The 10,798-nt window shown below is 71.2% G+C and carries 11 protein-coding genes and 2 pseudogenes; 2 read left to right on the top strand and 11 right to left on the bottom strand.

Going from position 1 to position 10,798, the window contains the following annotated elements; translation table 11 throughout:
* The 6 genes and pseudogenes from K6I33_RS24185 to K6I33_RS24210 form a co-directional block, all read right to left on the bottom strand.
* A pseudogene (locus tag K6I33_RS24185) lies at positions 1–133 on the bottom strand (glycosyltransferase); the annotation flags it as partial.
* Complete coding sequence (locus K6I33_RS24190) at positions 130–666, bottom strand: deoxycytidine triphosphate deaminase (RefSeq protein ID WP_229356631.1); 537 nt, start codon at positions 664–666, stop codon at positions 130–132. The gene K6I33_RS24190 and the pseudogene K6I33_RS24185, both read right to left, overlap by 4 nt.
* Positions 663–1,202, bottom strand: a complete 540-nt coding sequence (dcd, locus tag K6I33_RS24195) for a dCTP deaminase (RefSeq protein ID WP_229356632.1) — start codon at positions 1,200–1,202, stop codon at positions 663–665. Before dcd ends, K6I33_RS24190 begins: the two co-directional genes overlap by 4 nt.
* Positions 1,199–2,440 carry a metallophosphoesterase gene (locus K6I33_RS24200; RefSeq protein WP_229356633.1) on the bottom strand — a complete coding sequence of 414 codons (1,242 nt, stop codon included), beginning with the start codon at positions 2,438–2,440 and terminating at the stop codon, positions 1,199–1,201. The genes dcd and K6I33_RS24200 overlap by 4 nt, the downstream gene beginning before the upstream one ends.
* Entirely contained in the window at positions 2,437–3,753 is a 1,317-nt protein-coding gene (locus K6I33_RS24205) for a UDP-N-acetylglucosamine 1-carboxyvinyltransferase (protein ID WP_229356634.1), read from the bottom strand. The genes K6I33_RS24200 and K6I33_RS24205 overlap by 4 nt, the downstream gene beginning before the upstream one ends.
* Before the next feature lie 191 nt (positions 3,754–3,944).
* Complete coding sequence (locus tag K6I33_RS24210; RefSeq protein ID WP_229356635.1) at positions 3,945–4,427, bottom strand: ATP-binding protein; 483 nt, start codon at positions 4,425–4,427, stop codon at positions 3,945–3,947.
* A gap of 262 nt (positions 4,428–4,689) precedes the next feature.
* On the opposite strand from K6I33_RS24210, the gene K6I33_RS24215 reads away from it, so the two are divergent.
* Complete coding sequence (locus K6I33_RS24215) at positions 4,690–5,553, top strand: helix-turn-helix transcriptional regulator (RefSeq protein ID WP_229356636.1); 864 nt, start codon at positions 4,690–4,692, stop codon at positions 5,551–5,553.
* Positions 5,550–5,780: a DUF397 domain-containing protein gene (locus K6I33_RS24220; protein WP_229356637.1), complete on the top strand. Its 231-nt coding sequence runs from the start codon at positions 5,550–5,552 to the stop codon at positions 5,778–5,780. Before K6I33_RS24215 ends, K6I33_RS24220 begins: the two co-directional genes overlap by 4 nt.
* Positions 5,781–6,140: 360 nt before the next feature.
* Here K6I33_RS24220 and K6I33_RS24225 read toward each other — a convergent pair whose 3' ends face one another.
* The 5 genes and pseudogenes from K6I33_RS24225 to ssd all read right to left on the bottom strand — a co-directional run.
* Complete coding sequence (locus K6I33_RS24225; RefSeq protein WP_229356638.1) at positions 6,141–7,409, bottom strand: caspase domain-containing protein; 1,269 nt, start codon at positions 7,407–7,409, stop codon at positions 6,141–6,143.
* Positions 7,406–7,819 (bottom strand): hypothetical protein, encoded by a 414-nt coding sequence (locus K6I33_RS24230; RefSeq protein WP_229356639.1) that lies wholly within the window; start codon positions 7,817–7,819, stop codon positions 7,406–7,408. Before K6I33_RS24230 ends, K6I33_RS24225 begins: the two co-directional genes overlap by 4 nt.
* 316 nt (positions 7,820–8,135) lie before the next feature.
* Positions 8,136–9,338 carry a TniQ family protein gene (locus K6I33_RS24235; RefSeq protein WP_308297284.1) on the bottom strand — a complete coding sequence of 401 codons (1,203 nt, stop codon included), beginning with the start codon at positions 9,336–9,338 and terminating at the stop codon, positions 8,136–8,138.
* A 62-nt stretch (positions 9,339–9,400) separates the two neighbouring features.
* Positions 9,401–10,252 (bottom strand): annotated as a pseudogene (locus K6I33_RS24240) (TadA family conjugal transfer-associated ATPase); the annotation flags it as partial.
* A partial coding sequence (gene ssd / locus K6I33_RS24245) for a septum site-determining protein Ssd (protein ID WP_374285724.1) occupies positions 10,249–10,798 on the bottom strand: 550 nt, incomplete at its 5' end. The pseudogene K6I33_RS24240 and the gene ssd, both read right to left, overlap by 4 nt.

A 10,798-nucleotide genomic window follows, 5' to 3' on the forward strand; every position in this document is an offset into this window, starting at 1 on the left:
GCATGAAGGGCCGGGCCGGGATCAGCGGGGCGGGGCCGGTGTAGAGGTCGAGGAAGAGTTCGACGCTGCCGCCGGGGCTGCCGACGGGCAGGTCGAGGACGGTGGCCGCCAGCGGGCCGGTGACGGTGGTCATCGGGGGCCTCCGGCGATTTCGGTGTAGAGGCGGGAGATGTCGATGCCCTCGGTGGCCGCGTACTTCGACCCGGGCCGCTGGTAGCTGGCGCGGTCGCCCATGGTGGCGAGGAAGATGAGCTTGCCGAAGGTCATCTTCGGGTAGATCCGCACCGGCTTGGCGGCGCGGATCTCCAGGGTCCAGCGGATGGCGTGCCCGACGTGGCCCAGCGGTGCGGAGACGTGGACCCAGATGCCCAGGGAGCCGGTGGTGCGGTCGCCGTTGAGCATCTGCGCGTACGTCTCCGAGCCGGTCTGCTCGTACGTCATCCCGAGATAGAGCACTCCGGGCTCGAGCACGGTCCCTGCCCGCGGGATGGTCGTTTCGGTGAAGGCGGTGGGGCGGGCGGCGTCGAGGTTGCCGTCGCAGATCCGTAAGGTCTCGCCCAGGCGCCAGTCGTACGCGTTCGGCGAGAGCCGGTCGGCCTCGAAGGGGTCGATGCTGATCTCGCCCGCGGCGACGGCGGAGGCGATGGCGGGCCCGGTGAGGATCATGAGGCTGCCGCCTGGGCCGGGATCAGGTCCTGCCAGGCCCGGGAGGGCTGGGGGCCGGTCGAGCCCTGGTACTTGCCCGCGTAGAGGTCCACGGCTCCGCTGGCCACGAAGAACATGACCTGCCCGATCTCCATGCCCGCGTACACGCGCAGGGGCCGGACGGGGGTGAGCATCAGGGTCCACTGGCCGTGGAATCCGATGTCGCCGATCGGGGCGGTGATCTCGACGAACAGGCCGAGCCGGCCGACGCTGGAGCGTCCGAACAACAGCGGCACGAACAGGTCGGAGCCGATCTGTTCGAAGGTGTGGCCGAGGTAGAGCTCGCCGGGCTGGAGGACGTATCCGTCGCCGCCGATGGCGATCGTCGTGGTGGGGTTGGGGCGGTGGGCGTCGATGACGGCTGTGGTGTAGGTGGCCAGGGTGGTGCCGAGGCGGACGTTGTAGCTGTTGGGGTTGACCTGGTCCGCGTCGAAGGGCTCGATCCGCAGCCGGCCATCCAGGGCGGCGGCGGTGATTTCGGGTCCGGTCAGGATCACGGCAAGGGCCTTTCGATCACGGTAGAGGACGGGGCGCCCGTCAGGACGTGGCGGACGGCCTGGCCGAGGGACATCCCGGCCCGGCGGGTGTGGTCGCCGAGGAAGTTGCCCGCCAGGAAGTCCGTGGTCAGCACGGTGCGAAGCCCGATCGGCAGCGGGTCCGGTGCGGTGACGAGCGGGCCGACCCTCGCGGTCAGGTAGGCGGTCAGGCCGCCGGGGTCGTGGAGGTAGGAGTCGGGGATGCGCGCGTAGGCGAGCTGGTTGGCGAACGGCTCGATGGCCAGCAGGTCCCCGAAGGTCAGCACCATGCCCAGTCGCTGGGGCCGCAGCACGGTGTCGTTAAGGACCACAGCGTCGGCCCCCAGCCCGCTGTGGAGCCGGAGAGCGGCTTCGGCCAGGACGTGGTGCCGGTCGGGCACCGTGCCGCGGTAGGCATCGGCGGTGAGCCCTAACGGGGCGGTCAGCTTCTCGCGCACGGCGCCGATCTGCCGGACGACGGAGGCCAGCTCGTGCGGGACGGCGGCCGGGCCGGTGGGGAAGGTGCAGGTGCGGGCGGCCCAGCCGGCGCCGACCGGTTCGGCCAGCGCGTATCCGGCGCCGAGCTCGCCGCCCTTGACGACGAGGGTGTCGCCGACCGGCTCGGGTGCGTAGTGGTCGCTGTGGCAGTGTCCGGCGAAGATGACGTCCAGGAACGGGCACTCGGCGGCCAGGGCCAGGTCCTGCTCGAAGCCGGAGTGCGACAGCAGCATCCATGCGTCGGCCTCGTGGTGGTGGGCCAGCATCAGCTCCCGCAGAGCCCGCACCGGATCGGTGACCCGCTGCCCCTGGCGCTGGTGAGCGGGGATGTCCATGAAGGCGTCCGGGCCGATGACGGCGGTGACGGCCACGCGCCGCCCGCCGATGCGGAAGGTCCGCAGGCGGCGGAAGAGCGGCTGCCCGCTGGCGTCGTCGACGGCGTTCGTACAGACCGTCAGCGGGCGGAGTTCGGGCTCGAAGTGGTGAGGCCAGCCGTGGTTGCCGGGGGCGAGCACGTCGTAAAGCCCGGCGAGCACGGCCCGTTCGATGGCGCCGCCCGCGAGCCGGTAGTAGCCGCTGCCCTCGAAGAAGTCGCCGCAGTCCGCGATCAGCGAGGTGGGCCGGGCCCGGTGGAGGTAGGCGAGCATGCCGTCGGCCCGATCGAAGGCGGAGTGGACGTCGGTGGTGGCCACGATCCGCTCCAGCACGCGTACGGACGTCATGGGGCGACCTCGGCGAGGTCGGCGCCCAGCGTGCGGAGCTTGCCGGGCAGGTCCGCGTGCCCCCGTCGCAGCTGGTCGAGCCCGGTCAGCGTGGTGCTGCCCCGGGCGGTGAGGGCGGCGATCAGCAGCGCGGAGCCGGTGCGGATGTCGGTGGCCTCCACCAGAGCGCCGGTCAGCCGCTGCGGGCCGGTCAGGCGGCACTGAGCCGGGGACAGCGCCTCGATCCGGGCCCCGAGCCGGGCCAGCTGCGGCAGCAGGTTGCCGTGGCGGCCGGGGTTGATCGAGTCGCCGAACAAGTGGGTGCCCGGCAGGCCCAGCGCGAGGGCCATCAGCGCGGGTTCGAAGTCGGCGTCCAGGCCGTTCGGGGCGAGGGAGGCGATCGCCCGCACCGGGTGGCCGGTCAGCTGAGTGGCGGGGTGCACGCCGATGGCGTCGGGGGCGACGGCGACCGGGATGCCGGCCTGGGTGAGTAAGTCGGCCAGCAGCCGGACGTCCGGACCGCGCAGGCCCTCGATCCGCCCGGTGCCGCCGGTGGCCGCGATGGCACAGGCCAGGGTGCCCGCCTCGATCTTGTCGCCGGGTACCCACCAGTCCAGGCCGCCGCCTGTGCTGTCCGTCGGCGGGCCGAGGGTGATCTTCTCCTCGCTGGCATGGAGGTCCCAGCCCGCTTCCTGGAGGGAGGCCAGGAGGGTGGTCGTCTCAGGGGAGAGGTTCGGGTTGCCCAGGACCAGGCGGCATTCGGCGACGACGGCCCGGAGCACGGCGGCGATACTCGCCCCGCGTGAGCGGAAAGGGAGGTCGAGCCTGACCGCGCCGGGCCTCCGGCTGGACGTCGCAACGGTGTAATGGTGATCGTCGCGCTGCACGGTGTCGCCGAAGGTCTCGTACACCCGGAAGTGCTCGTCCATGCCCCGGTCACCGACCCGGCAGCCCCCGGGCCACGGCAGCCGCGCGGTGCCGTGCACGGCCAGGAGGGCGGGCACCAGGTAGTAGGAGGCCCGGATACGGGCGGCATCCGGCAGGTCCGGGACGGCCGGGCCGAAGGAGCCGGGCCACACGATCAGGCTCCCGGGCTCGCCCACCGGATACGAGAGGCGGAAGCCGATCCGCTGCAACAGCTCCAGCAGCGTCCGCACATCCGCGCCGGCTGGCACGTTGCTGAGTTTGACGTGCCGCCTGGTGGCCGCGGCGGCGGCCAGCAGGGGCAGGCAGGCGTTCTTCGAGCCGTCCACGGCCACGACGCCGGCCAGCGGCTGGCCGGGGCGGATGGTGAGCGCGAGTGCGGCTGGGGCGGTTGTGGGTGGTGTGGTCACCGAGCCTCCTTGGCCAGGGGGTACCAGGGGAATGTCCTGGGGGCGGGACCCGGCCCGGGAGGGCCGGGCCCCGCCGATGGCGCCGTGAGGGGAGGGCTTTCCGGCGCCCGCCGCACCCCCGGTCGGAGCGGGGTGCGGCTCGGCGGGCGGCGACGCCTCTGCGGGAACATGCCGCGGCCCGCCGACGTGCTCTACAGCGGCAGCAGGACCGTCACCGTCTTGCCGCCGCCGTCCGCGTCCCTTGGGACGCAGGTTCTGCCGCCCGCCTCGGCGGCCAGGGTCTCCACCAGGTGCAGGCCCCGGCCGCCGCTGCCGTCGAGGTGCGGAGCCTCCATCCGGCGGGGCATGCGCGGGTCGCGGTCGTGGACCGCGACCATCAGGTGACGGTCGTTCAGGCCGATATGGACGTCCGTGCGGGCGGATGCCTCGGCGGCATGCCGCACGGTGTTGGTAACCAGCTCGCTGACCGCGAGGACGGCGGTCTGCGTGACGGCGGCCCCGGGCCGCAGGCCCCACAGGCCGAGCTGGGCGGCGACCTCGCGGCGGGCGGCCGGCACCGCCCCCGGGACGGTCGGGACGGAGAAGTACAGCGAGCGGTCGGTCACCGCCGCCAGCGGGTCATCGTCGACTTCGTCCGTCGGTCGTTCGCGCCGTTGGCCTGGCACCGCGTGCATCGCCGGGGCTCCTTCCGGTCCGAGGCGGCATCCGTGCACGCTGGCGCCGACGATCAGCGACAGCGGAGCTACGGATCGTGAAGCGCCCTCAGAATGACCCCGTGCACTTCTCTCACGCAAGTGCGTGGAACAAGTGGGCATATGCCTGGCCCGGCTGTTGCTCTCTGGTGTCAAACGCCGGTAGCACGGTAGGAGTTGGCACTGTTAGGGCACACTTGCGTACGGCAACCTGCCGTACGCGGGGGCGCGTCAAGGAGGGGTGATGGCCACGGCCAGCGGACCGACCGTACGCAAGCGCCAGCTCGGAGCCGAGCTGCGGAGGCTGCGCGAGAGCGCCGGCAAGAGGATCGAGGACGTCGCCGAGCACCTGGAGTGCTCGATGTCGAAGATCAGCAGGGTGGAGACCGGACAGGCCCCGATCAAGGCCCGGGACGTGCGCGACCTCCTCGCCTGGTTCGGCGTCGAGGACCCCGACCAGGTGGAGGCCGTGATGCAGATCCACAAGGACGCCCAGCAACAGGGCTGGTGGGCCCATTACGAAGAGGTCCTGCCGTCCGGCATGGCCACCTATGCCGGGCTGGAGTCCGACGCGGTCGCCCTGCGCGCGTACGAGCCGATATTCGTCCACGGGCTGTTGCAGACCGAGGACTACGCGAGAGCCGTGATCGCGGCGGTGCGGCCGGGCGAGCCCGAGGAGGTCGAGCGGCTGGTCCGCTTCCGCATGCAGCGACAGGACCTGCTGATCCGCAAGCCCGACCCGCTGGAGCTGTGGGTGGTCGTCGAGGAAGCCGCCCTGCGGCGGCCCGTCGGCGGGACGCAGGTTATGGCGGCCCAGATCAAGCACCTCATCAAGGCCGCCGCCCTGCCGAACGTGACCATCCAGGTCATGCCGACCGCCAAGGGCGCCCACGCGGCCATGGCCGGGACGTTCGCGCTGCTGGAGTTCGGCACGAAGGCACCGACCGTGGTCTACGTCGATTCGATCGCCGGAAACGTGTACCTGGAGAAGGAGCGCGATGTCCGCAAGTTCATCCAGACCTTCGACCTCGTACGAGCCGCGGGTCCCGACCCGCAGGAGACACCCGCCATCCTGGAGAACATCGCAAGGGAGATGCAGAAGACATGAGCACCAACGACAGGCGACCGGCTCACGAGGTTGATCTGAGCGGCGCCGCCTGGCGCAAGAGCAGCTACAGCTCCGGCAACGGAGCGTGCGTCGAAGTCGCCGCCATCGGCAGTGGCGTCGCGGTTCGCGACTCTAAGGACCGCAGCAAGCCCGCACTCCTGCTTCACACAGGCCAGTGGGATGCCTTCGTCGAGCGCGTCGCCAGGGGCTCGCTCGGCCAGCCCTGACCCGCCGGCCACCGAGGAGGGCCAGCCCGAGCGAAGGAGGGCACCGGTTGCGTGGCCGTCCCGGTCGTGGCCGTAGGCGAAGACCTTGGCGCCCTGGATGCCGAGATCGGCCCAGCGTGTGACAGTCCCCGTCGGTACGCCGCGCCACACTGGCTCCCGGCGCGTGACTCAGGCGCTGGTGAGGAAGTCGCGGCCGCCGTCCCCCGCCTCTCCGGCGGAGCGGGCGCCTGGGTTGCCCCTGGTGTGCGCAGGGGGGCGTGGCCACCTCACCGCCGCCGTGGGCGCGGCCCTGGACGCGGTCCTCGCGGCTGCGGATGATGCCCGCGCATACCGCGAGGTGTGACGGGGGGTCTGTCCGGCTCAGCTGTTGCCGACCGCCTGCTGGAGCGAGTGCAGCAGCTTCAGCAGGGCCTGGGCCCGGTGCTCGTGCCACGGGCCGTGGAGCGTGACGTGCCTCGGGAAGACCAGCGCCAGGTGGTGGTTTGGGCCGGTGCCATCCCCGGCACCCTCGGAGAGTGTCGCCACGAACACTCTGTGTTGCGGCAGTTGGTCGTATCCGCAGGCCAGCACAACGACTCTGGGGTTACCCACGTAGAGGGCTCTGTCGGTGAAGACCAGGAGGTTCTGAGGGAAGAAGCGGCGCGTGACCCCCGCGTCGGGGACGCTCATCGCGACGATGGGCTCCGAGGCCGGGATGCGGTGCCACTTGCGTGCCAGCTGGGGAAGGAGTAGCCCGAGCTCCCGTCCCCGCCTGAGGAGCGGGCCGGACTGTTCCAGCAGCGCAAGAACGGCCTGGTGCGCCTCGGCCGGAGGCTCTTCGGGCGCAGGCGGAGGCGGTGGGGGCGTGGCAGCTACGCCGTCCTCGTGCTCGCTGCGGGGCGTGGCGTCGCCGGGCCACTGCCGGTTGCGGACCAGGGCGAGCTGGTCGCCCGGGCCTGTGTGGCTGTGCCGGGGCAACGGCAGGCCGCGCCGGCCCAGCCCGGCGGTCACCGCACGGGCAACCTCCCCGAGGGGCAGCGCGGGCCCGCCGCCCGGAAGCCCGGCCCGCAGGATCCCGAGCAACTCCCCGGTGAAAGCGGTGTACGTATCGCCCGGCGGCGCCAGCGAGATCGAGTCGCGGGCGGCGGAGGTGAGGGTGTAAGCGCTGGTTGCGGAGATCTGGAGATCCATAAAGGAGTCCACGTCCGCCATGGCGTGCGCCATCCCGCTGAAGCAGCAGTCGAGAAGGACCACGCAGTGCGCGGCTCGCCGCTGCCGCAGCACCTCGCGGACGGCGGAGTAGCGCAGGCTGCGCCAGCTCAGGTTCTGCGTGGTGGTGGCGGCCAGCGGGAGCAGCAGATCGGACTCGGCGGGGGAGCCGTGGCCCGCGTAGTAGAAGACCACGGTGTCCTCGGCCGCCTCCGTTGCGGTTGCGACGGTCTCCATGACCAGGCCGGTGTCCCGCGGGTCGACCAGCGCGCTGACGTGCTCCGCTGGCAGCCCCCACAGCCCCCGGTCGGTGAGCACCGCCCGAAGGTCCGCGATGTTGGCGCGTACGGCAGGCAGGGCTGGCCAGCGATCCGGGTCGGCGTACTGCGAGACGCCGACCAGCACGGCCCGCGACCGCCCCGGGTCCGGGAGGTAGGTCACCCGCGGTCGCGGGGACCGGAGGCGTCCGTGACGGCGGAGCCGTCCGTCTCCGCCGCCGGCAGAGCGTCGAGCGTCCGCAGCAGGGCCAGCACGTCCTCCAGCCGCCTTGCCCGGCTGACGTCCACTTCCACCGTCCGCTCGCCCTGGGTGATCCGGAGCCGTACCCCGGCTCGACGCCCGGCCAGCCAGGTGGTGGCGGACTGCACCAGAGCCACGCCGATGCCACCGGCCCCGAAAACCACCACCAGCCCGTCGGTGACGGCGCTCATCGCGCCCTCGACCACCGGCCGCGCGGGCCGCGAGGTGACCGTGGCCGAGCGCAGGTCGGGGTCAGCGCGCAGGGTGCGCCGGAGCGATTCCAGTTCCACATCCGGTTGCGGGGCGCCCAGCACCTCCACGATCAGCTGCATAGGATCCAGTGTGGCCGAACCAGGCCCTACCTGGCGGAGTTTCGTGGAGGAATCGAGCGGAGGCCGCAGTGGAGGGCTCGTCCGTGATCAGCAGCTTGCCCAGCTCATCGAGGGCCAGGCCGAGACCCTTTGAGAGATACCTCCACACCCCGGAGACATTGCCCAGAGTGAATCGCTGACCGTGCCTGGCACAGGTTCCCCGAGCAGCTTCTCGTCCGTTGCCGTTGCTGCCCTAGGCGCCCGGACCGGCCGCAAGTCGCACCTATGCCCGCAGCCTCCGCCGTACAACCGTCACCGGACGCGGCGGGGGCTCGGGCTACAGTGACACCCCGCGCGCCTCAATCCTGGCGGCACGTATCGCTTCCACGATCGGCTTGACCCGCTCTGTGACCTCCGGCTGCCGGTGAAGCCAGGATCGGTGAAGAGGCACGAGGGACGGGTCCATCGGGTTCTTGCCGAGATCGACCAGGTCGCTGGCGGCGGCCAACGGATCATTGGCGAAAAGAATTCGTGCAGCGACCCTCAAGAATGCCGCCTGAACCATCTTCGGCGGGCTATCAATGTCACTCCGGTTCATGTTTCTGCCGTACTTCACCCAGTAGCGGCGTGAGAACACCGATAGCGCATCACGGACTACCGCATCGGCACCGTCGAGATGATCGGGTGTAGCAAGATAGACAGCCATGACCCCGAGCGCAACAAGATCCTGGAAGTCTGCGCGGGCCTGATTCATCTCCAGCTCTCCCGCAGCCTGGAGGTGACCATCCAGAAGACGCTGGAGTCGTAGCAACTCGACATCACGTATGCGCGTCGCTCGAACATGGCGGAACTCAGTTGAGCAGCGCTGTACGGAACCACTTCTGTCTCTGAGGTAACCGCCACACGTACCGCGCACCACGGCCGCCTCATCGACGCGGTAGCGGCAGGTCGGGCACGCAGTCACCAGATAGCAGTCATGCTCCAGGCAGGCGTAGGCCCACGGCAAGGACCACCGCAGCAACCATCTGCCGTCACTGTCGTCGAAGCAGCCCGGACAGAGGCTCAAGCTGGCTGGATTGACCCAGTTCTCTTTCAGCATCCGCTGCTTCCGACTGGGATCGGAATGCCCAAATTCGACTGGCAACGCGGTGCCAGTAAATCGAGTCCAAGTCATATCCCGAGCAGCAGCAGCGGATAGACCCGTAGCCGCATTGATTCGCTCGACCGATTCGTCATCCAGACCAAAGATCGCCGACCGCTGATTAGTGAGCGACACTCCGGACACAACGCGTCTGTCGGCCACATGCCACACACCACTGACATATGCCGCCTCACCCCGGTTGACGCCCAGGAGGCGCCCCATGCAGCCGAGCCAGCTCAGCAACGACTCACCAGGGACTGGCACTGGAACCAGCGGGAGACGTCGTGGGAGACCGATCTTCGTTCTATGAGGCACACGACAGATTGTGGCAACTGGTCGTGGCCCCGGGGGCGGGCTCCCTGTCAGGGCTCGCCCAAGCAGCTGGTGTGCAATGATCACCGCGTAGGTGCAGGACAGGTGCAACCTCTACCGCGTAGGTGCAATCAATCTAGGCGTTCAACACCTCCTTCGTGGCCCGTGTTGAGAGCGGCCAGGAGATCGGTGACCTCGGGACCGCGCACCTCACCGACGACCAGCCGGTCCGGTCGCATCCGCAGCGCCTGGCGCACCAGGTCCCGCAGGGTGACGAGGCCGGTGCCCTCCTGATTCGCGGGGCGGGTCTCCAGCCGCACCACATGCGGATGGTCCGGCCGCAGCTCGGCGGAGTCCTCAGCGAGGACGATCCGCTCGTCGGGCGCGACCAGCCCCAGCAAGGTGGACAGCAGAGTGGTCTTGCCCGAGCCCGTGCCGCCGCTGATGACGAAGGAGAGCCGGGCGTCGAGAACGGCGCGCAGCAGCCGCTCCCCTCCAGGGGGCAGCGCTCCCGCGGCCACGAGCTCCGCCAGGGCGAAGGCGCGCGGCCGGACGACGCGCAGCGAGAGACAGGTGGAGCCGACGGCCACGGGAGGCAGGACGGCGTGCAGGCGCGTGCCGTCCGGAAGGCGGGCGTCCACCCAGGGCCGGGCGTCGTCGAGCCGGCGTCCGGCGATGGCGGCGAGGCGCTGGGCGAGGCCGCGTACCGCCGCCGCATCGGGGAAAGTCACGTCGGTGCGCTCCAGGCCCGCACCCCGGTCGATCCAGACCCGGTCGGGGGCGGTGACCAGGACGTCGGTGACGTCGGGTGCTGCCAGCAGCGGTTCCAGAGGGCCCGTGCCGACCAGCTCGGAGCGCAACCGGGCCGCCACGCCGAGGACTTCGGCGTCGCCCAGGAGCCGTCCCTCCCGGCGCAGCGCCTCGGCGACCCGGGCGGGGGTCGGATCCGCCCCGCTCTCCGCCAGCCGCAGCCGTACGGCGTCCAGCAACGCGAGGCTCATGCCGGCACCCCTTCGGCCTCGGGGAGCGCCCTGGCCCAGAACTCCGCGCTGAAGCGGGCCAGCGGCCCCCGCTCGGCACCGCCCGGTGGCCGGCCGGCGTCGAGCGCGTCCGACAGACCGGGCTCCAGGGAAAGTTCACCCGCGAGGGGGAGCCCCAGGAGGCGGGCGATCTCGTCCGCCTCCAGGCCGGAGCCGAACGGGCCGCGCACGACGGCCCGCAGATCCCTCAGCAGCATGCCCAGCGTCGAGGCCATCCGGTGGGCAGCGGCGACGGCCCGCAGTTCGGCGGGGACCACCAGCAGCCCCAGGTCGAGCTGTTCCAGGGCTTCGACGGCCGGCTCGTCCAGCCTGCGCGGCAGATCCACGACCACGACTCCGCCGCGCCGCCGGGCGGCGGCCAGGACGGCGCGCATCGCCTCGGGCGGGACGGCCGGGCAGTCGCCCCGGTCCCAGCTCAGGACGCGCAGGGAGTGCAGTTCGGGCAGGGCCTCCTCCAGTGCCTGCCCGGCCACCCGCCCCCGCGAGTCGGCGAAGGCGGGCCAGCGC

It is taken from the genome of Streptomyces sp. UNOB3_S3 (assembly GCF_020740895.1).
Classification (GTDB): domain Bacteria; phylum Actinomycetota; class Actinomycetes; order Streptomycetales; family Streptomycetaceae; genus Streptomyces.

What these genes read in the sequence shown, in the direction of transcription:
- K6I33_RS24200 (WP_229356633.1), bottom strand. Translation starts at nt 2,440, where the DNA reads ATGACGTCCGTACGCGTGCTGGAGCGGATCGTGGCCACCACCGACGTC.
- K6I33_RS24220 (WP_229356637.1), top strand. Translation starts at nt 5,550, where the DNA reads ATGAGCACCAACGACAGGCGACCGGCTCACGAGGTTGATCTGAGCGGC.
- K6I33_RS24230 (WP_229356639.1), bottom strand. Translation starts at nt 7,819, where the DNA reads ATGCAGCTGATCGTGGAGGTGCTGGGCGCCCCGCAACCGGATGTGGAA.
- K6I33_RS24210 (WP_229356635.1), bottom strand. Translation starts at nt 4,427, where the DNA reads ATGCACGCGGTGCCAGGCCAACGGCGCGAACGACCGACGGACGAAGTC.
- K6I33_RS24215 (WP_229356636.1), top strand. Translation starts at nt 4,690, where the DNA reads ATGGCCACGGCCAGCGGACCGACCGTACGCAAGCGCCAGCTCGGAGCC.
- K6I33_RS24190 (WP_229356631.1), bottom strand. Translation starts at nt 666, where the DNA reads ATGATCCTCACCGGGCCCGCCATCGCCTCCGCCGTCGCCGCGGGCGAG.